Source organism: Dermacoccus sp. PAMC28757, assembly GCF_014302635.1.
Taxonomy (GTDB): Bacteria; Actinomycetota; Actinomycetes; order Actinomycetales; family Dermatophilaceae; genus Dermacoccus; species Dermacoccus abyssi.
This window is the reverse complement of the sequence record NZ_CP060292.1, coordinates 837,004-857,297: the sequence shown is the minus strand read 5'-3', so window position 1 is coordinate 857,297 and position 20,294 is coordinate 837,004. Positions and strand designations below refer to the sequence as shown.

Sequence of the window (20,294 nt, the reverse complement as noted above, 5' to 3'; positions counted from 1 at the left end):
GCGCGATTCCTACGCTCGAGCCATGACGCACCTGCTCACCGGCTTCCTCACGGGCCTCGGCCTCATCGTCGCCATCGGCTCCCAGAACGCCTTCGTCCTGCGCCAGGGCCTGCTGCGTCAGCACGTCACGCTCATCGTCGTCGTCTGCGCACTCGGTGACATCGCGCTCGAACTGGCCGGCGTGCTCGGCATGGGCGCCGTCGTCGAAGCGCACCCGACGGCGATCAAGGCGCTCAAGTGGTTCGGCGCCGCCTACCTCGTCTGGTTCGGCCTCAACGCCCTGCGCAGCGCCCGCCGGGCCAGCTCGCTCAGCCCGGCCGACGCGCCGCCCGTGAGCCGGCGCACCGCGGTCCTCACCGTGCTCGGCCTGACGTTCCTCAACCCGCACGTCCACCTCGACACCGTCGTCATGATCGGCTCGCTCGCCAATTCGCGTGGCCCCGAAGGACGGTGGTGGTTCTACGCCGGCTCGGTGGCGGCCAGCATCCTGTGGTTCGCGGCCCTCGGGTACGGCGCCCGCGCGCTCACCCCGCTCGTGCGCAAGGCACGCACCTGGCAGGTCATCGACACCGTTGTCGGCGTCATGATGTTCGGCTTCGCCGGGATGCTCGTCACCACCTGAGCGCACACACCCCCTCGGGCGGGAGCAGCGCTTCACCCCTGAGGGCCAGATTCCGCGGCTCGACTAGGAGAATCACACCTCCATCTGTCACGCTGATCAGGTGACCATTTCTGTCTGGTTCGATGGCGACGAAACCCTGTGGGATCGACGGGGATACATGTTGACCGGTTTACTCGAGCAGGGGGCTCGGGCTGGAGGACGCTCCGACGAGCGCGAGCCGGAACTCTTTGCCGATGTCCTGCCCACGATGGTGGGCCTCAGCGAGACGGGCACGGTGAACCTCATCGACTACGCCCCGATGCCCGAGGGGCACGAGTGCCTCCTGCCTCCGTTCAAGGCCCGCGTCGACGGTCCGCACGCTCCGAGCAACGCCGCACCCGAACTCCACACCACCGAGAACCACCTCAACTGGATCGAGACGCTCGATCGCATCGAGTCCGTGGTCGCCGAGACCGGCAAGCCCGTCGACCACATCGTGCTCATCAGCAACAACGTCGCAGCCTTCGATCTCGCTGCTGAGCGCGGCTGGCTCACGGTGTGGCTCAACCGTGACCGGGTGGCCAACCTCTCCGACGTCATGCCGAGCGCCGAGATCCACTCGCTGCTCGACCTGCCCGAGGTGCTCGAGGCCATCGAGGAAGCCCGCGCCGCCGTGGCCGACCTGGACCCGGAACCGACGGCGCCCGCCTAAGCATCGCAAGACTATGATTGACGGCCGCACCTGCCAGGTGCGGCCGTTGTCATCACCCCGACGACGGTGTCCCCCTACCGAAGGGCGACCCCCTCATGGTCGATTCCTCACGACCACACCAGGACTCACCGGTCGGTGACTCCCCGGCGAACGTCACCGACGTCGACCTCGACGATCCCGCAACGCGGGAGGCCATCTCCAGCGGCCGCACCGAGCCGTCGCTGCCCGACCGCGGATTCCTCGGACATCCTGCCGGGCTCGGGACGCTGTTCAACGCCGAGCTGTGGGAGCGCTTCAGCTACTACGGCATGCGCGCGATCCTCGCGTACTACCTCTACGACACCGCCACGAACGGCGGCCTCGGCGTCGAGCAGTCGATCGCCCTCGCCATCGTCGCGACGTACGGCGCCTCCGTGTACCTGCTCAGCGTGCTCGGCGGCTGGCTCGCCGACCGCGTTATCGGAGCGTTCAAGGCGACCCTGTTCGGCGGCATCGTCATCATGGCGGGCCACATCTTCCTCTCCGTGCCCGCCGAAGCGTTCTCGTGGCTCGGCATCGCCGTCGTCGCGCTCGGAACGGGTCTGCAGAAGGCGTCCGTCTCGTCCGTCGTCGGGCAGCTGTACGACCCGCAGGACGGGCGACGGGACTCCGGCTTCTCGATCTTCTACATGTCGATCAACATCGGCTCCTTCTTCTCTCCGTTCGTCGTCACCTTCCTCAAGGACCGATGGGGTTACCACGCCGGCTTCTCCGCCGCGGCCATCGGCATGGCGCTCGGCCTCATCGGCATGTTCCTTTTCCGCAAGAAGCTGCGCGGCGCCGGTTCGCGCCCGACGAACCCGCTGACGCGCGAGGAGATCCCCGGCGTCGTGCGCCTCGTCGGCGGCTCGGCCGTCGTCATCGCCGCCGTGTTCGGCATCAGCTTCGCCGTCTCGGCGGACAACCCGACCGCCATCATCAACGGCGTGACGGCGCTGTCGGTCATCACCGCGCTCGGCGTCTTCGTCACGATGTTCAAGAGCCCCAAGGTGACGGCGCGCGAGCGTTCGCACCTGCAGGCTTACGTGCCCCTGTGGATCGGTGCGGTGCTGTTCTGGATGATCTTCGAGCAGGCCGCGAGCAAGATGGCGGCCTTCGCCGCCGATCGCACCGACCTCGGCGAGGTGTTCGGCATCGGTGTGAGCGCCGAGTTCTTCCAGAGCGTCAACCCGCTCTTCATCGTCCTGCTCGCGCCGGTCACGGCCGCGCTGTGGATGAAGCGCGCCGGACGCTTCCCGGGCACCGGCGCGAAGTTTTCCATCGGCGTGCTCCTCGCCGGCCTGTCGTTCGTCCTCCTCGCCTACTACTCGCACCTGTGGCCGAACGGCCCGACGGCGCCGATGTGGGCGTTGGCGAGCGTCTTCGTCATCCAGACGATCGGTGAGCTGTGCCTGTCGCCCGTCGGCATCTCTGCGACGTCGAAGCTCGCACCCGCGGCGTTCACGACGCAGAGCATGGCGCTGTGGTTCCTCGCGTCCGCGGTCGGCCAGTCGGCCGCCGCGCAGGCGATTCGCCTCATGGAGGGCATGGGCGACACGACGTTCTTCCTCACCCTCGGCCTCATCACGGCCGGGTTCTCGCTCGTTCTCATGGCCCTGACGCCGTGGATCGCGCGACACATCAAGGACGTCGACGAGCGCGTCACCACGGCATGACGTGACACGTCCCGTGACGGCACGAACGCCCGGCTCCCTCCTCGGAGTCGGGCGTTCGCCCGTTCACCACCAGGCGTGGAAGTGGTGGACGGGCCCGTGCCCCGTGCCGGCTCCGACATCGAGACGCTCGCTCGCGGCGAGGGCCTGCGTCAGGTAGTCCTTGGCGTCACGGGTCGCTTCCGCCCATCCGTCACGCTGGGGACGCAACGCGGCCATGGCGGCGCTCAGCGTGCAGCCGGTGCCGTGGGTGTTCCGCGTCGCGATGCGCGACGCCGACAGGTGGGTGACGTCGCCGCCGACGAGGAGGACGTCCTCACTCAAATCGCCCGTCCCGTGACCGCCCTTGAGCATGACGCCCGCCCCCAGTTGCGCCAGCCGTGCGGCGAGATCTTCGGTCGGCTCCGGCGGGAGCTCGGGCAGATCGAGCAGGACCGCGGCCTCGGCGAGGTTCGGCGTGATGACGTCCGCCATCGGCACGAGGCGCGAGCGCAGCGCGTCGACGGCGTCCTCGTCGAGCAATCGATCCCCGCTCGAGGCGACCATGACGGGATCGAGCACGCGCCACGGCACCTCGGGGTGTGCTTCGAGCGCGTCGGCGACGGTCTCGATGACGGCGGCGGAGCCGAGCATCCCGATCTTGACCGCGTCGATGCGCACGTCGGCGAGAAGGTTCTGGATCTGGGTACGCACCTGGTCGGGCGTCAGCAGACCGACGGCCTCCACACCCTGGGTGTTCTGCGCGACGACCGCCGTGACGACGCCGCAGCCGTAGGCGCCCAGGGCACCGAAGGTCTTGAGGTCGGCCATGATGCCGGCCCCGCCACTCGGGTCGGTGCCGGCGATCGACAGAACGTTGGGGATGCGCGTCTTCATGCCGGCTCACCCGCGTCGCGAGCCAGCGCCTCGTCGAGCGCAACCCGCAGGTCGCGGGTGGCCGAGGCGGGATCGGGCTGGCCGCAGATCGCCGAGACGACAGCAACACCTCGCGCACCTTCCCGGACGAGGCCGCCGACGTCTGCCTGCTTGACGCCACCGATGACGACAGCCGGAACACCGCCCGCACGGGCCACTGAGACCAGAGCGCCGACGCCGTCGGCGCCGAGCGGCTCCGGAGCGTTCGGCTTGGTCGGCGTGGCCCGGTAGGGGCCGATGCCGATCAGGTCGAGCGTGCCGGGCGGCATCGCGTCCACCGCCCTGATCTCGTCGGCGCGAGAGACCGACCATCCGATGTGGAAGTCGTGGCGCCCGAGGGCCTCGGCGATTCGCCGTGCGGCGACGGGATCGAGATCGCTCTGACCGAGGTGCACGCCCGCGGCACCCGCCGCGAGCGCCACGTCGAGGCGGTCGTCGATGACGAGCGGTACGCCGGTCGGCTCGAGCGCCTCGACCAGTTCGGCTGCCAGTGCGGCCAGTTCGCGTGTCGTGGCGTCGTGGTCACGCAGTTGGACGATGTCCGCGCCGTGCTTCGCGGCGGCGAGTGCCGTCTCGACGACGCCCCGTGGGCCGCCACACAGGTGTGTGTCGGTGACGAGGTAGAGGCGCGGCCGAAGGGAGCGCCGATCGGGCAGAGCCGCCTGCGAGGTCGCGGTCGACGTGGTGGTCGTGGTCGCGGTCCGCGGCGTCATCGCAGGTCCAGGTTCGCGGCGACGGCCTCGGCGTCGACCCGGGCGAGGGCGTCCAGCAACTCGACGGCGAAACTGCCGGGGCCACTGGCCCGGTACGCCGCGTCATCGGCGGCGACGGTGAGGGCCGCGGTGGCGGCTGCAGCCGCGAGGTGCGGCGTTCTGGCCACGGGCAGGTACGCAGCGACCATGGCTCCCAGGGCGCACCCGACGCCAGTCACCTTCGTCATGATCGGGTGGCCGTTCGCGATGCGAAGGGTAGGCGTGTCGGTCGCGACGACGGCGTCCACCTCCCCGCTCACGGCAACCGCTCCCCCGGTGCGAGCGGCCAGTGCGGCCGCCACGTCGAGGGCGGAGTCGACGTCGTCGCCGGCGTCCACGCCGCGCCCCGCGCCCGTCTCGCCGACGAGGCCGAGCACCTCGGAGGCGTTGCCACGCACGACGCTGGGGCGGTGTTCGAGCAGGTCGCGGGCCAGCGCCGTCCGGACGGGGAGAGCACCCACGGCGACCGGATCGAGACACCATGTCCGGCCCGCATCCTCGCGCGCGGCAGCGGTGGCGAGCATCGAGTCGACGGTCATGGCATTGACGGTGCCGACGTTGATGAGCAGACCGTCGGCGATATCAGCGAAGATCGGACCCTCCTCGAGCGAATCGACCATGGCGGGTGACGCTCCGACCGCGAGGAGCACGTTCGCCGTGAAACCGGTGACGACCGAGTTCGTCAGGCACTGCGTGAGTGGTGCGGCCACGCGGACGGCGTCGACCACGGCTGCGATCTCGTCGACTTCGGCGCGAGGTCGTGTGGGGGCAGGGGTGTTTCGGGGCGCGATCATCGCGCGTCTCCTTCCTACGCCGGCATTACCCGGATCAGGTGTGCCCACCGATGACGGTGGATCTGGCGGTCGACGCACACTTGGCGTCTCTCAGCTCGAAGGCTCCCGCGGGACGCTCACCAATCTACCGATTCCCCTGGCGCCGCGGGGCGAGGGGGTCGATAGCCTGGAGGCAGACAGGTACACCCCTTCCCAAGGAGTTTGTTGAGCATGCCCCAGGCCCAGACCGGCATCTTCGTCGAAGGTGCGACGTCGAGCGAGTACATCGAGTTCGAGGTCGCGCCCGGTTCGCTCACCTCGCTCTCGCAGCTGCTGCCGCTCTTCGAGGCCGAGCAGGACGACGTGGGCGTCAACTTCGTCGTCGGTGTGCGCCCCTCGCTCATGAAGGAGATCTCGCGGAAGCACACGCCCGAGAACGTGCACGACTTCGCCGATGACGTCGTCGGAGCCGACGGTTACGTCATCCCCGCGACGCAGCGCGACCTCGTCTTCTGGGTGTTCGGCGGTGCGCGCGACAAGGTGTTCGACGCGACGCGTCAGCTGCTTGCCATCGCGCGCGAGGTGGTGCCGGGTATCCGCGTCGTCGACGAGACGGAGGGCTGGGTCTACCAGACGAACCGTGACCTCACGGGGTTCGTCGACGGCACCGAGAACCCCACGACGATCGAGCAGTACGACGAGGCCGTCGTCGCGGACGGCAAGCCCGGTGGGGGCTCGAGCGTGCTGCTGTTGCAGAAGTGGCCGCACAAGCAGAAGGCCTGGGAGTCGCTCTCCACCGAGGAGCAGGAGGGCGTCATCGGCCGTACGAAGGTCGACTCCGTCGAGCTCGAGGACAAGCCGGAGACGAGCCACGCAGAGCGCACCGACCAGGACGACTTCGGCCACATCGTGCGCCGCAACATGCCCTACGGCGACGTCAGCTCGCACGGCACGATGTTCGTCGGGTTCGCGTGCGAGCAGAAGCGTCTGCACGACATGCTCGAGTCGATGGCCGGCGTCGGCGACTACCCCCGCGACGCCCTGACGAAGTACTCGAACGCCGAGACCGGTTCGTACTACGTCATCCCCCCGGTGGACGCGTTCAAGGGCTGACGCTCCGCCGCCACGCACGCCGAGCGGCCGTAGCCGACTTTGACGTTGGCTACGGCCGTTGCGGTTGGTGACGTTGCACCGTCACCAACCGCAGCAAACGTCACCGGCTGGGGACGTGCCTCGGCGTCAGACGGCCCTCGTCAGGGCGGGACGGACGACGGGCTGGAAGCGCGTCAGGCCGTACTCGCGGTCGACGAAGCGGCTCGTCCAGACGGTGAGGACGAGCGTGGTGACGGCCGACCAGACGACGGACCACAACTCCGTCTCACCCTGCGCGAGGGCATCCGGGACGAACGGCGTGATGAGCCCGATGAACAGGTTGTTCGACACGTGCAGCAGCACCGGCAGCTCAAGTCCGCCGGACTTCCACGCCAGGTAGGCGGTACACACGGCGAAGAGGGCGATGTCGACGAGACCGACCGCGTCGTACCCGTGCAGCACGGTGAACAGGGGCGCCGCCACGAGCACGCCCCACACCGGCGAACGCAGCCAGGTTCCGATCATCTGCGGGAGCAGTCCGCGGAAGACGTACTCCTCCGCGGCGGCCTGCAACGGCACGAGAACGACGGCGAAGAGGAGGATCCACAGCGTCGTCGACCGCGTGGTCGTCGTGAGGGTGTCCGCGTCGAAGAGGAAGATCGGCGCAAGGACGGCCACTGCGGAGACGGGCACGACGACGCGGGCTGCGCGCGCCATGAACTCCCAGCGGTAATGGCCGAACACCGAGTGGATCGTGCCACGTCGGCCACCGACGCGGACAGCCACCCACACGACCGGCAGGAAGAGCGCGACGGAGAGGAACCCGTAGAAGAAGTCAGCCGGATTGCGTGAGTCCCCGAGGTCTTCGGTGGGTCGACGCAGTTCCGGGAAGATCGCGTGGACCGCGAAGGCAAGGCCCGTGGCCACGGCTGCGACGACGAGCGTCGTGACGACGAACATGAGCAGCATGACGAGCGGCCGCCACCACCGCCTGGAACTCGGTGTGACGTGGGCGAGCCGGTGGTAAGGCAGGTTCGCCCAGCGAGGCTCTGTGCTGGAAGCCGCCATGGCCTCGTCGGGAGCCTGGGTCGTCGGCAGAACCGGCTGCGCCGGAGCCCCCGCATCGAGGCCGACCGGGCGGACGGGCAGGGTGCTCGTGTGCGGCTCGTCGTGCCCGACGCCCACCGGCGTCGTGTGCTGCGGCTGTGGCCGCGTCTCGTCTCGTTCCATGCCTCAACCCTCGTCGTTCGAGCATGCCCGACGCATCGGCCCAGGGCATGGTCGTCGAGGTTCATTCTTTGGGCTGACGTACCGCGTCAGGGAGCGACCTTCGGCCGATACCGTGATCCCTTCGCGCGTTCCTACGATGGCGGTATGCCACTTTCCGCCGGCACGTCGCTGGCCACCTCGAACAACGAACGCCTCGCCGGCCGGCGGCGCTGGCGTCCGTTCGCGGTGAGCGCGGCCTGTTTCGTCCTCGGCGTCGTGATCTTCGGCATCCAGATCGAAACGCTCGAGGAGGACGGTCTTTCCTCCTACGAGAACGGGCTGCTCCTCTGGGATTTCCTCGTCGGCTTCGTCGCGGTGATCGCTGTGGGCCCGATGTCTCGCGCGGGGCGGTGGAACTACCTGCTCCTGCTCGCCTCCGCCGTCAGCGCGTTCGCAACACCCGCAGCGCTGGTCGCCGTCGTCCGACTCGGTGGGTTGCGCCGTCGCCGGGACGACGTCGCGGTGCTCGCTCTTCTCGTCGCGACGGGTCTTGTCCAGACGGCACTGACCGAGCAGCGGCTGTCCCTCGACTGGTCGACCCTCCTGTGGTCGCTCATCATGGTGCCGATCGGCTACGCCTTCCTCGCCTGGGGACGTTCGCGGGCCGAGCGGGCGGAGTTGCTCGCGTCGTGGCAGGCGCAGGCCATCGCCGCCCAGCGCGAGCGTGCGGCCATCGAACGCGAACACGCTGCCCTGGCCCGCTCGAAGCAGATCGACGCGGAGCGTGCCCGTTCGGAGGAACGCACCGCCATCGCGCGCGACATGCACGACAGCCTTTCGCACCACCTCTCCCTCATCGCGATGCACGCCGGCGCGCTCGCCTACCGTGAGGACCTCTCGCCGGAGCAGATGCGCGCCACCGCCCGCACCCTGCGCGACGCTGCGGGAACCGCGAACGCCGAACTGCGCGAGGTGCTCTCCGCGTTGCGCAGCGCCACACCCGATGCGCGGCCCCTCCCGTCGGCGCGTGATGTCCTCACGCTCGTCGAGGACGCTCGTGCGCAGGGCCGCCTCGTCACCGTCAGCTTCGCGGGCCTGGAGGAGACCGACCTCGGGACGCTGACCGGTACCAACGGCGCGGCAGCGCACCGCATCGTCAGTGAACTCATCGTCAACGCGGGCAAGCACGCTCCCGACGCTCCGCTCGCACTCACGTTCCGACGCGACGAGGACACGCTGGTCGTCGTGAGCACCAACCCCACGGCCGCGTCGTCGGAGGCCCTGAGCACCGGTCTCGGACTCGTCGGGGTGGGCGAGCGGGTGCGTCTGATCGGTGGCACGATGAACCGACGCGAGACACCCGGCTACTTCACTGTGGAGGTGCGCATTCCGTGGCGCAGCTGACCGACCCCGACGCCCGCGTTCGCGTGCTCGTCGCCGACGACGAGAACCTCATGCGCGCCGGGCTGCGGCTCATGATCGACGGTGCTCGCGGCATCGAGGTCGTGGGCGAAGCCGCCGACGGTGCCGAAGCCGTCACGCTCACGCGTGAACTCGACCCGGACGTCGTCCTCATGGACGTTCGCATGCCGCGCATGAACGGGCTCGACGCCACCCGGGCGCTCGCCGACGAAGGGGCACGGGCGCGCGTCGTCGTCCTCACCGCGTTCGACACCGACGACTACCTGCTCGACGCGCTGCGCGGCGGGGCGGTGTCGTTCCTGCTCAAGGACTCTCCCCCGGAGGCCGTCGTCGAAGCCGTGCTCGACGCAGCCCGCGGCGGTGCACGGTTCTCGCCGTCGGTGCTGGCGCGGCTCGTGCGCTTGGCTGCGGACAAGCCTGCAGGTGCGGGTGCTGAGTCGGCCGACGGCATCGGACTCGGCGGCGGTTCGGTCGGGGATTCAGCCCCCGGCGCGCCGTCAGCGAAGCCATCACCCGCCCCCGCGCCGTCCGGCGTCACGGAGCGTGAGTGGGAGGTGGCCCAGCTCATCGCTCAAGGCCTGACGAACGCCGAGATCGCTCAGCAGCTGTACCTCAGCATGCCGACGATCAAGACCCACACGAGCCGACTGTTCGACAAGCTCGGCGTGACGAACCGCGTCCAGTTGGCCATCCGGGTGCTCGAGCTGTCCGAAACGTAGCCAACCTCGACGTTGGCCACGTTTCTTGCGGTTGGTGACGGTGCAACGTAGCCAACCGCAACGAACGTCACCGGCTGGGTCCACCGCTGGGGTGGCCCCTCACCACCCCGCCTACACTTGCCGGGTGGATTCGGACGACATGGCAGCCCCTGAGCACGTGCACGAAGAGGCGCTGACGCCCGAGCAGGAGCAGCTGTTCGCCGAGACCGCGATCGACGCCGACGAGATGGCGACGACGTTGCGCGTCCTCGGCATGCTGCACGAACTGCCGGCGGGCCACCCCGACATCCAGCGGGTCAAGCGCGCCACCGGCACGATGTACAAGCGGGTACGCAAGGCGCGGCGCAACGAGGCGCGCGAGGCCGAGCTCGGGCCCTTGCGCGCCCACGACACGAAGGTGCTCGAGTCCACGGCTACCGGTTCGCCGCTTCGGATCGACGACGAGACGAAGGGCATCCCCCTGACGTCGAGCACGGTCGGCGACATCGCGGGCGAGCTGCACACGCCGCGCGGTTGCTACATCTGCCACGAGAAGTACACGACCGTCGACGCGTTCTACCACTGGCTCTGCCCGAAGTGCGCGGCGATGAGCCACGCCAAGCGTCACCAGCGCGTCGACCTCACGGGCAAGCGCGCGCTGCTGACGGGCGGGCGCGCGAAGATCGGCATGTACATCGCACTCATGCTGTTGCGTGACGGCGCGCACCTCACGATCACGACGCGCTTCCCGCGTGACGCGGCCCGCCGGTTCGCGGAGCTCGCCGACTCGCCGGAGTGGATCGACCGGCTCAAGATCGTCGGCATCGACCTGCGCGACCCGACGCAGGTCATCGCCCTGGCCGACGAGGTGGCCGAGGCGGGGCCGCTCGACATTCTCATCAACAACGCGGCGCAGACGGTGCGGCGCACGCCCGGCGCGTACTCGAACCTCGTCGCGGGTGAGGAGCTGCCGCTGCCGCGCGACATCGCCTTGCCGCAGATCGTGCAGTTCGATCGCATCAGCGACGCGCACCCGGCCAACCTCGCGGGCACGCTCGCGGCGCACAAGCACACGCACGCGGCGGACGACGAGAACCATGACGAGGCGGGAGCCCGGGCGTCCGAGCTTGAGGCGCAGTCGGCGGCGGCGATGACGTCGCTCGCCCTGTCGGCCGGGCACGCGAGTCTCGATGCGTACCAGGCGGGTACGGCCGTCGACGCGGGCGGGTTGTTGCCGGACACGCAGCGCGTCAACAGCTGGAAGCAGAAGGTCGAGGAGGTCGACCCGCTCGAGCTTCTCGAGGTGCAGCTGTGCAACTCGACGGCGCCCTTCCTGCTCGTGAGCCGGTTGCGGCCGTCGATGCGTCAGGCGGTGAAGAACGGTGCGAGGCGCGCCTACGTCGTCAACGTCTCGGCGATGGAGGGACAGTTCTCGCGCCGCTACAAGGGGCCCGGGCACCCGCACACGAACATGGCGAAGGCGGCGCTCAACATGATGACGCGCACGTCGGCGGGCGAGATGTTCACGACCGACAAGATCCTCATGACGGCGGTCGACACGGGCTGGATCACCGACGAGCGCCCGCACCACGAGAAGCTGCGCATCGCTGAGGAGGGCTGGCACGCGCCGCTCGACCTCGTCGACGGCGCCGCCCGCGTCTACGACCCGATCGTCATGGGCGAGAACGGCGTCGACCAGTACGGCATCTTCCTCAAGGACTTCGCCGAGCACCCTTGGTGACGCCGACGTGCGGCCGGACTCCATCGGCTGGCTTCGTGCCGCTGCCATCGGCTCATGGGGCGATCTGTGTCAGATCAGACGGTCGCCAGATCATTTCTAAGTGAGCGGTCCCAAGCAGTCTTTGTAACTTTAGGGCCCTAAAGTCACAAAGACTGGCGGCGGTTCGCGTCGCAGAGCCCCCTAGTCCGGGCAACGTCGCCGCGACGCGTGCGCGGCACTCATCGGGTGAGGTAGCTCACCCGCAGGTCACAGCGACCTAACGGTTGGGTGAACGAGTCGCGTCGGCGTGGCGTCATCTTCGTGAAATCGGCAACCATGGGCGCCATGCGTGACCTCTTAGCCGAACGCCGCTCGTCCGGGGTCGCCCGCGCCGTCCGCCGCGTCCGCTCGAAGGTCTCCTCCCGAGCACCCGGGTGCTCGCTGCCGACGCTTCTCCTGCGCGCGCCCGCGCTCATCGTCCAGGGGCGACGTGTGCGTCACGACATCGCCCGGCTGCCCAGCGCCACCGCGCGTGAGGGCGTGGCCAGTACCGTGCCGAACGGCTCCCACTTCGAGCCCGAGGACGACCATCACCTCGTCGTGCTCGGCGACAGCGTGGCCGACGGCGTCGGCATCGAACACCACCGCGACAGCATCGCCGGGCGTCTCGCCTGCCGCATGTCCGAGCGCTTCGAACACCCCGTCGCCTGGCACGTCATCGCTCGCTCCGGCGCCGACGCCCACGACGTCAGCCTCCTCGCCGGCACCGACGCAGTCCGCAGCGAACTCGCGCGCGCCGACGCGGTCGTCGTCAGCGTCGGCATCAACGACGTGAAGAACCTACGCACCGAGGACGCCTGGCGCACCAGCCTGCGCACGCTGCTCGACACGATCACCGAGGTGAACCCGCTCGTGCAGGTCGTCGTGCTCGGCGTGCCGCCGATCCAGGAGTTCCCCTCGATGCCGACGTTCCTCGGCCACACCCTCGGCGAACGCGCGCTGCGCTTCGACGCCGTCGCGGCCGACGTCATCGCCACGTACCCCAACGTGCAGCACTACCTGCTCACCGACTCGGGACTGCTCGAGAAGGGCAGGGCCTTCGCCGAGGACGGCTTCCACCCCTCGGCCTGGCTGCACCGCAAGCTCGCCAAACGCCTCGACGCCCTCATCGCCGAACCCAAGCGACCCACCGACACGCACCTGCTCACCGAAGCGAGCTGAGCCGCCGGGGAATGCCGGCCCCGACGCCGGGCGTTGACCCAAACGTGAGTGACAACGGCGCATCCCACCCGACCGACCCGACGACCCGCGCGAGCTCCTCGCCGGACGACACCACGATCGAGACCGTGTCGTTCGCCAAGAAGGCCGGTGACATCCCCCTGTCGATCCTCGACCTCGCCCAGGTGGGCGGCGGCCAGAGCGTCGGCGACGCCATCAACGCGAGCGTCGAACTCGCCCAGGCGGCTGAGGCGACGGGCCGTTTCGAGCGCATCTGGTTCGCCGAGCACCACAACATGAAACACATCGCGTCCGCGGCGACGTCGGTGCTGCTCGCGCACGTCGCGGCGCGCACGAACACGATCCGTGTCGGCTCCGGTGGCGTCATGCTCCCGAACCACTCCCCGCTCGTCATCGCCGAGCAGTTCGGCACCCTCGCCGAACTGCACCCGGGCCGCATCGACCTCGGCCTCGGACGGGCGCCCGGCACCGACCAGCGGACCTGGCAGGCCCTGCGACGCGACCCGCACGCCAGCGACCGCTTCCCCCAGGACGTCGTCGAACTCCAGGGCCTGCTCTCCGACGAGAGCCCCCTCGCCGGCATCGAGGCCGTGCCCGGCCAGGGCACCCACGTGCCTCTCTACATCCTCGGCTCGAGCATGTTCGGTGCCAAGCTCGCCGCCGCTCTCGGCCTGCCGTACGCCTTCGCGAGCCACTTCGCGCCCGACGCGCTGCAGGCCGCGGTTCACGCCTACCGCACCGAGTTCCGCCCCTCCGAGCAACTGGCCGAGCCGCACGTCATCGCGGCCCTCAACGTCGTGGCGGCCGAGACCGACGACGCCGCGGCGACGATGTACGAGGAGGTCCTGCGCGCCCGCGTTCGCTCCCTCGCCACCCGCTTCGGCGCTGCCGACCGCCGCCTCAGCGACGACGAGATCGAGATGCTTCTCGACTCCCCCGCCGGCCAGCAGGCCAAGCACATGCTCACGTACACCGCCATCGGCGGGCCCGAGCGCGTCGGCGCCTACCTCGAACAGTTCGCCGAGCACGCCATGGCCGACGAGCTCATGATGACGAACGCGGCCCGCGGCCTCGAGGCCCAGAAGCGCGCTCTCGAGATCGTCGCCAGCATTCGATGATGCCTGGGAAACGCGACACCGGCACCGCGGCGCCCATTCGGAGGGTGGTGTTCGTCTGCTGGGGGAACATCTGCCGCTCGCCGATGGCCGAGCGCGTCGCCGCGACCTACTTCGCCGAACACGGCCTCGGCGACGTCGAGCTGACGAGCGCCGCGACGTCCACCGAGGAGATCGGCAACCCGATCGACCCTCGCGCCGTCACCGAACTGAAGAAGGCCGGCTACGACGCCGACGATCACAGCGCGCACCAGATCACGCGCGACGAGATCGACGAGAACGACCTCGTCGTCGCCATGGAGGACATCCACCTCGACCGGATGCGCGACATCTACGGCGGGGACCTGCCTGACCACGTCGTCCTCCTCACCGATTACGACCCCGAGGCCGAGCCCGGCGACGGCGTGCCCGACCCCTGGTACGGCGGTCAGGACGGCTTCGTCACGACGCTCGCGACGATGGAGCGGGCCATGCCCGCCCTTGCCGATGCGGTGCGCGAGCTCGACTGACGCTGCTGCCCGCCCCTGGCGCCCCCGATGCGGGTGGCTCGGGCCGTCATCGCCGCGGGCGCCGGGCCGACGAATGCACCGAGCCATCGACCAGTCGAGATCCGTTGCAGGCGGCGCCGGCAGCGACCTGCGTCGGCTGGTGTCGGCGCATCGTCCGTCCGGCCCGGCATCCCGGCCAATTGCCTCTGGTGCCCGGAACATCCGCGTGGCAGGGTTCGTTACGACAGGTAAGACCTTCCATCGAACCCACCAGGGAGACGATCATGGGATTCACCGACAAGCTCAGGGCCAAGGCAGCCGAACTCGGCCTCGACCAGAAGGCTCAGCTCGCCAAGGAGAAGGCCGCCGCCGCGGCCGACGGCAACCGCGAGAAGATCGCCGAGGCCGTCCAGAAGGCCGGCGCCACCGTCAACGACAAGACCGGCGGCAAGTACGCCGACAAGGTCGCCAAGGCGCAGAATGCCGCCATGACCGGCGTCGACAAGGTGTCTGCCACGGGCGCCGCCACCGGCGCTGCAGGCACGACGACCGGTGACTTCGGCGACACGGCGGTCGGCAGCGAAGAGGCCATCGACCGCGCCATCGGACAGGACGGCCTGCAGACGGCCGACGACCAGTTCGGCGGCGAGAGCGCCGTCGATCGTGCGGTCGGCGCCGACGCACCGACGAGCTCGCTCGACCCGAACACCGCCTACTCCGTCGACGACAACGAGCCTGTCACGGACCCGGAGATCAACTCCGTCCACGGCGAGGCCGACGGTCTCGGCGAGAACCGCACCACCACCGACGGTTTCGGTGACGACGCCGGCGCGCGCGACGTACGCAACGCCGACATCGACAACGCAGCCGTGACCGATCCCGAGATCAATTCCGTGAACGGCGACTTCGGTGACGACGCGGACACGGGCGAGGCACTGGCCCACCCGGAGGTCACCGCCCTCAGCGGCGAGGCCGAGCAGGAGAACGCGGTGCGCCGCGTGGGTGACGGCCTCCCGGAGGACGGTCCCCACGGCGACACGCTGCGCTGACCGCACGCACGACGACTGACGCTGCGCGCGTCCCGGGTTCGCCTGGGACGCGCGCAGTTTTGGTTCTTCGCACCTGGTAGCCGCGAGCCGGGGGCCGTTCTCTGACCGATGCCGGAGCCCACCGGGATCCACCGCGTGGGACGCGGGTCTTCGCACCGAAATCGGCGTGCGAAAATGCCTGCCATGGAAGCAGTTCGGGGTGGTGCTGCGTCCCTGTGGGGTGATCAGGGCGAGCTTCGGTGGTCGATGGAACGACTCGCCGACGAAGCGCTCGACCGCGCCGGCGTCGAACTCGACCCACGTGGCTTCCTCATCGGCTTCCCCGTCGACGGCAGCGACGCCGTCCTCGTCGAGCCCGAGCGCAACGCGTTCGACGTCGAACCGCTCGCCGGACTCCTCGGCCGCGCCGACGCGCTCTTCGAGGAGCAGCGCCGAACAACCTGCCCGGCCTCCTGCCCCGAGGCCCGTTCGGTGGCGGCCGGGGTGCCCCACGCCGCCGACGAGGAATGGCATCCCGAGCACTACCTCACCGCGCTGCGGGAGGGCTGCCGCCGTCAGGTGCTCCTCGAAGCACTCGAGGCCGCAGCGCGATTCGACGACCGCAGGCTCTTCGTCGGGATGAGCGTCGTCGTCGACGACCACCGCGTCTTCCCCGTGCTTGCCGTGTCGAGCGAGCCGTGGGCCGAACTGCCGAAACTGTCGACCACGACGATCGACGGCTTCGCGGCCGCGGCCTGTTTTCCCGAAGCCGTCATCGACGACGTCCTGCGCGCGGCCAGCCACGAACTCGACCGCAAGCACCCCGTCTCCCTCATCGGCATCGACGCAGGTGCCGTGCTGCGTTCTGCCGCAGACACCTTCGTCAACGGGTGCGCGTCGCGCGCGGGGCAGGAGTTCGCCCTCGGCCTGCGTGATGCCCTCGACGCCGTCTCGGCTCAGACCTACGAGGGGCGCGCCAGCCTCGGCACCCTCGTGCTCGCCCAACCCGGCCACGGGGCCGTTCGCTGCGATGTCGCGTTCGAGCACGAGGTGGCCGTGTCCGTGCCCCGCGCCTTCCGCAAGGCCCTCGAAATGACGGGCCCGGGCCTCGAGCTCCTGTGCGACGGGCGCAACGTGTACGGCCTCGGCACCCTCGTAGACTCCTACGACCCGGCAGACGAGCGCTGCTTCACCGTGCGTGTCGTCGGTAACGGCTCGTGGGAGTTGTGGCACGCGACGACGCCGTTCCTTCGCGTCGACAACGGCCAGCCCACGCTGCCTCGCGACCTCGTCGACGCCGACACGTTCGTGCACACCGTGCGGCGCGTCTTCCCCGAGGCCACCGACCAGCACGCGAACATCCTGTGGGACATGGCCCAGGCCTGCATCCGTCAGCAGCACGGCACGATGCTCGTCGTCCACCCCGATGCTCGCGCCGAGGGCGAACGCCTTCTCCCGCAGGCGTACACCGTCGAGCCGACCCGCCTCGGGCCGAACGCGTTCCACGCCCTGACGAAGATCGACGGCGCGGTGCTCGTCAGCCCGGAGGGTCACTGCCACGCCGTCGGCGTCATCCTCGACGGCGCCGCCACGGGCACCGGCGACATCTCGCGCGGCGCTCGGTACAACTCGGCGATCCGCTACCTCGCGGGGCGCGGCAAGGGTTCGATGGTCATCATCGTGAGCGAGGACGGGCGCATCGACATCCTGCCGCAGCTGGCTCGTCGAATGCGCCGCTCGACGATCGAGCGTGTCGTCCAACAGCTCGTCACGGCAGCCCACGAGGGGCACGACTACGAGAAGTTCGCGCGCCTCGACGCCCGCGCCACGCAGTTCGAGTTCTACCTCGACGCCGAGCAGTGCGAGGCCGTCAACGACGCACGCGAGACCGTCGAGCAGCGACGGTGGGCCGAGGAGCGCGTGCGCATGCAGGTCGTTCCCATCGCGCCGCACCCTGCGATGGACGACTCCTACTTCGTCACCCCGGAGCAGTAGCCCGCGAGCGCGAGCCCACCGTGAGGAACCTTCCCATCGGCACCGCGCTAGAGGGCGGACCGTTCGACGCCGTACGCTTTCAGGCATGAACCTCGAAAAAGTCGTCTTCGGCTTCTTCGTGCTGCTGGCCGCCACGATGAACTTCGGTTTCTTCATCGGCGACATGAGCGACCCGAAGCTGCACAACGTCAACGAGCTGTACGTCGCGATCTTCGTCAACCTCATCGCGCTCGTACTGAAGTTCGGCGACCGCACGCAGATCGGCGCCATCCACCTCGCCACGTCGCTCGTCGCCGTCCTCCAGCTCGCTTCTGCCGCAGCGTTCTACGTCCTCGCCGGCGGATACGAGAACGACCCCGGCACGACGGCCAGCATCGTCTCGCTCTCCGGTGGCGCGCTCCTGGCGAACGTCGTCAGCGTCGTGCTGCTCGTGTCCGAGACCATCTCCTACCGCCGACGCTGAATCCCTGCGCCCCATGAGCGCGATGCTCGCTTTCTTCGCCCGTCACAGCCACCGGCACCGCACCCGGCTGCGGCGGCCCGTGCGCATCCCCGACGAGGCACCGTCGACCGACGCGATCTTCATCGTCATCCGCCGGATGCGTTCGCCGCTCGTGTTCATCACGACGGTGTTCGCCATCTCCGTGCTGGGGCTGTCGATCATCCCGGGCAAGGACGCGAACGGAAACGCGACCCACCTGTCGCCGTTCGAGGCGTTCTACTTCATCTCCTACACCGCCTCGACGATTGGCTTCGGCGAGATCGTGCCCTTCACCACCGCCCAGCGGATGTGGGTGACGGTCTGTATCTTCATGACGGTCGTCGGCTGGGCGTACGCCATCGGTACGTTGCTGTCGCTGCTTCAATCGGCGAGCTTCCAGGACGCCGTCGCGATGCAGCGTTTCCGCCGCAAGGTCAAGCGCATCCGCGAGCCGTTCCTCATCGTCTGCGGGTACGGTCAGGCCGGGCGTCAGGTCTGCCGCGAACTCGACGAGGCGGGGCGGCGCTTCGTCGTCATTGACCGCAGCGAGGACCGCATCCAGCGGATCGCCACGGACGAGTTGCAGAGCGACGTCCCTGCGCTCGAGGCCGACGCGAGCCTGCCCAGCGTGCTCGGCATGGCCGGGCTCGCCAATCTGCACTGCGAGGGCGTGCTGGCCCTCACCGACGACGACACCGACAACCTCGCCGTCGTCATGGCGACGACGTTGCTGCGCCCCGGCACGAGCGTCATCGCACGCTGCATGGACCGCGTCGTCGAGGAACGCATGGATGACTTCGCGCCGAATGCCGTCATCAACCCGAGCGACCGGTACGGCGCCTACCTCGTTCTCGCGCTGCAGCGCCCTGCCACGTACGCCCTCGTGAAGTGGCTCATGGACCCGCGCGACGACGAGATGCCTAAGCCGTTCCTGCCCCAACCCGGCGGCAGCTGGGTGGTGTGCGCCGACGGTGAGTTCTCCGAGGAAGTGACGAACGACCTCACGCGCGCCGGCATGAAGGTCACCGTGGTCGACCCCAAGGACGGCCACCCTGACGTGTCGAACGCGAACGGCTTCGTCGTCGGCACGAACAACGACACGACGAACCTCGCACTCGCCGAGCGCGCCAAGATTGAGCGCTCCGACCTCTTCGTCGCCGTGCTGCAGCAGTCGGACGCCCGCGCCTCGCTCGTGAGTGCGCTCGACATCGACTCCGTCTTCACGCCCACGGAGCTCGTCGCCCAGGAGAGCCTCGCCCGCGTCATCACGCCGCTGTTCTGGAGCTTCGTCGAGTACGCCGTTCAGCAGCCCAACGAGTTCGCCGAGGGCATCATGGCCCGCCTCACCGCGCACTGCGGCCACACAGGCAAGGAGCGCCTGCTCGTCGACCTGTCCGCGCAGGGTTCACCCGCGCTTCACCGCTGGCTGCTGCACGACGAACTCACCGTCGGGCAGATCCTCAAGAGCCCCGACGGCCGCGACGAGCACCTCCCGCTCGTACCGCTCGTCCTCGTGCGCAACGGTGAACACATCTTCGCGCCCGACGAGTCGACGGCCGTGACGACCGACGACCACCTGCTCGTCGTCGGGCACCGTTCGGGGCTGCTCGCGCTGCACGAAACGCAGTACTCGGACGCTGCGGCGGAGTACATCGCGACCGGCGCCCACGTGCCGGAGACGTGGCTGTGGCGCAAGCTCAAGCGTCACCGCCCCGCGGCCTGACCGCCTTCCCACTCACGGCGCAGAAGCGAGTAGAGGCACGCGTCGACGAACTTGCCGTCGATGATGCCGTCGTCGACGAAGTAGCCCTCCTGACGAAAACCGTTGCGTTCGAGCACGGTGCGCGACGCGACGTTGTCGGCGAACACGTCGGCCTGAATGCGGTGCACGTGCGGCTCGGCGAACAGGTGGGTGACCAGCGCTCCGACGAGTTCCGTGCCCAGACCGCGCCCTGCCACGAGGGGTGACATCGCGTAGTGGATGCGCGCAACGAGGCTCTCGGTAGGTGCGTCGTTCTGCGTCCAGGCGCGTGCCACCTTGAAGCCGCAGTCGCCGACGACGACGGCCGCGTCGCCTTCCTCACCGAGCGCCTCGACGACGAGTTGCACCTCGGACTCGGTGTCGTTGGCCAGGTTCGTGCGGGCCATCCGGAGACGCAGCCTGGCCTCGAGCTGGGCGGGCGTAAGCGCACCGTGGCTCAGGTAGGCGCAGACCTCGGGCTGGGCGCGAATCGCCGCGGCCGCCGCGACGTCGTCGCTCGTCATCGGGCGCAGACGCAGGCGCGACGTCTCGACGGGTGTGCTCGGCACGAAACTCGGCAGCGCGCTCATGGCGTCACTGTGCCACGAGTGGCCCAAGCGTT

At 69.3% G+C, this 20,294-nt stretch carries 19 protein-coding genes; 14 read left to right on the top strand and 5 right to left on the bottom strand.

What is annotated here, in order from left to right; translation table 11 throughout:
• Positions 1-22 precede the first annotated feature (22 nt).
• The 3 genes from H7F30_RS04175 (at position 23) to H7F30_RS04165 (ending at position 3,007) form a co-directional block, all read left to right on the top strand.
• Positions 23-622 (top strand): LysE/ArgO family amino acid transporter, encoded by a 600-nt coding sequence (locus tag H7F30_RS04175; protein ID WP_187036925.1) that lies wholly within the window; start codon positions 23-25, stop codon positions 620-622.
• 100 nt (positions 623-722) lie between these two features.
• The gene (locus H7F30_RS04170) at positions 723-1,313 is read left to right on the top strand and encodes a hypothetical protein (protein WP_147362655.1); all 591 of its coding nucleotides are present in this window, start codon (positions 723-725) and stop codon (positions 1,311-1,313) included.
• A 95-nt stretch (positions 1,314-1,408) separates the two neighbouring features.
• A complete protein-coding gene (locus tag H7F30_RS04165; RefSeq protein ID WP_187036923.1) occupies positions 1,409-3,007 on the top strand; it encodes a peptide MFS transporter in 1,599 nt (532 codons plus the stop codon).
• 63 nt (positions 3,008-3,070) lie between these two features.
• Here the strand turns inward: H7F30_RS04165 and thiD are convergent, their stop codons facing one another.
• Genes thiD through thiM form a run of 3 tightly spaced genes read right to left on the bottom strand, consistent with a single transcriptional unit; the run spans position 3,071 to position 5,465 of the window.
• The gene (thiD, locus tag H7F30_RS04160) at positions 3,071-3,880 is read right to left on the bottom strand and encodes a bifunctional hydroxymethylpyrimidine kinase/phosphomethylpyrimidine kinase (RefSeq protein WP_187036922.1); all 810 of its coding nucleotides are present in this window, start codon (positions 3,878-3,880) and stop codon (positions 3,071-3,073) included.
• Entirely contained in the window at positions 3,877-4,632 is a 756-nt protein-coding gene (gene thiE, locus H7F30_RS04155) for a thiamine phosphate synthase (protein ID WP_187036920.1), read from the bottom strand. Before thiE ends, thiD begins: the two co-directional genes overlap by 4 nt.
• Entirely contained in the window at positions 4,629-5,465 is an 837-nt protein-coding gene (gene thiM, locus H7F30_RS04150; protein WP_187036918.1) for a hydroxyethylthiazole kinase, read from the bottom strand. Before thiM ends, thiE begins: the two co-directional genes overlap by 4 nt.
• A gap of 210 nt (positions 5,466-5,675) precedes the next feature.
• Between thiM and H7F30_RS04145 the strand changes: the two genes are divergently transcribed.
• Positions 5,676-6,557: a Dyp-type peroxidase gene (locus H7F30_RS04145; protein ID WP_187036916.1), complete on the top strand. Its 882-nt coding sequence runs from the start codon at positions 5,676-5,678 to the stop codon at positions 6,555-6,557.
• Between the two features lie 126 nt (positions 6,558-6,683).
• On the opposite strand, the gene H7F30_RS04140 is transcribed toward H7F30_RS04145, so the two are convergent.
• Positions 6,684-7,766, bottom strand: a complete 1,083-nt coding sequence (locus H7F30_RS04140; RefSeq protein ID WP_187036914.1) for a CPBP family intramembrane glutamic endopeptidase — start codon at positions 7,764-7,766, stop codon at positions 6,684-6,686.
• Between the two features lie 144 nt (positions 7,767-7,910).
• On the opposite strand from H7F30_RS04140, the gene H7F30_RS04135 reads away from it, so the two are divergent.
• The 10 genes from H7F30_RS04135 (at position 7,911) to H7F30_RS04090 (ending at position 19,654) form a co-directional block, all read left to right on the top strand.
• Positions 7,911-9,149, top strand: a complete 1,239-nt coding sequence (locus H7F30_RS04135; RefSeq protein ID WP_187036913.1) for a sensor histidine kinase — start codon at positions 7,911-7,913, stop codon at positions 9,147-9,149.
• On the top strand, positions 9,137-9,886 hold the full coding sequence (locus H7F30_RS04130) for a response regulator transcription factor (RefSeq protein ID WP_255464951.1): 750 nt from the start codon (positions 9,137-9,139) through the stop codon (positions 9,884-9,886). The genes H7F30_RS04135 and H7F30_RS04130 overlap by 13 nt, the downstream gene beginning before the upstream one ends.
• 139 nt (positions 9,887-10,025) lie before the next feature.
• Positions 10,026-11,606 carry an SDR family NAD(P)-dependent oxidoreductase gene (locus H7F30_RS04125; RefSeq protein WP_187037839.1) on the top strand — a complete coding sequence of 527 codons (1,581 nt, stop codon included), beginning with the start codon at positions 10,026-10,028 and terminating at the stop codon, positions 11,604-11,606.
• Between the two features lie 324 nt (positions 11,607-11,930).
• Positions 11,931-12,806, top strand: a complete 876-nt coding sequence (locus tag H7F30_RS04120) for an SGNH/GDSL hydrolase family protein (RefSeq protein ID WP_187036911.1) — start codon at positions 11,931-11,933, stop codon at positions 12,804-12,806.
• Positions 12,807-12,850: 44 nt separating this feature from the next.
• Positions 12,851-13,942, top strand: coding sequence for an LLM class flavin-dependent oxidoreductase (locus tag H7F30_RS04115; protein ID WP_255464950.1), 1,092 nt, complete (start codon positions 12,851-12,853; stop codon positions 13,940-13,942).
• Positions 13,942-14,448 (top strand): low molecular weight protein-tyrosine-phosphatase, encoded by a 507-nt coding sequence (locus H7F30_RS04110; RefSeq protein ID WP_052946920.1) that lies wholly within the window; start codon positions 13,942-13,944, stop codon positions 14,446-14,448. Before H7F30_RS04115 ends, H7F30_RS04110 begins: the two co-directional genes overlap by 1 nt.
• A 263-nt stretch (positions 14,449-14,711) precedes the next feature.
• Positions 14,712-15,476 carry an antitoxin gene (locus H7F30_RS04105; RefSeq protein WP_187036907.1) on the top strand — a complete coding sequence of 255 codons (765 nt, stop codon included), beginning with the start codon at positions 14,712-14,714 and terminating at the stop codon, positions 15,474-15,476.
• Positions 15,477-15,659: 183 nt separating this feature from the next.
• On the top strand, positions 15,660-17,450 hold the full coding sequence (locus H7F30_RS04100; RefSeq protein WP_187036906.1) for a DNA integrity scanning protein DisA nucleotide-binding domain protein: 1,791 nt from the start codon (positions 15,660-15,662) through the stop codon (positions 17,448-17,450).
• Between the two features lie 85 nt (positions 17,451-17,535).
• A complete protein-coding gene (locus tag H7F30_RS04095; protein WP_187036904.1) occupies positions 17,536-17,913 on the top strand; it encodes a DUF6394 family protein in 378 nt (125 codons plus the stop codon).
• 13 nt (positions 17,914-17,926) lie between these two features.
• Positions 17,927-19,654: an NAD-binding protein gene (locus H7F30_RS04090; protein WP_187036901.1), complete on the top strand. Its 1,728-nt coding sequence runs from the start codon at positions 17,927-17,929 to the stop codon at positions 19,652-19,654.
• Here the strand turns inward: H7F30_RS04090 and H7F30_RS04085 are convergent.
• The gene (locus tag H7F30_RS04085; protein ID WP_187036900.1) at positions 19,636-20,262 is read right to left on the bottom strand and encodes a GNAT family N-acetyltransferase; all 627 of its coding nucleotides are present in this window, start codon (positions 20,260-20,262) and stop codon (positions 19,636-19,638) included. The genes H7F30_RS04090 and H7F30_RS04085 overlap by 19 nt on opposite strands.
• Between the last annotated feature and the right edge of the window lie 32 nt (positions 20,263-20,294).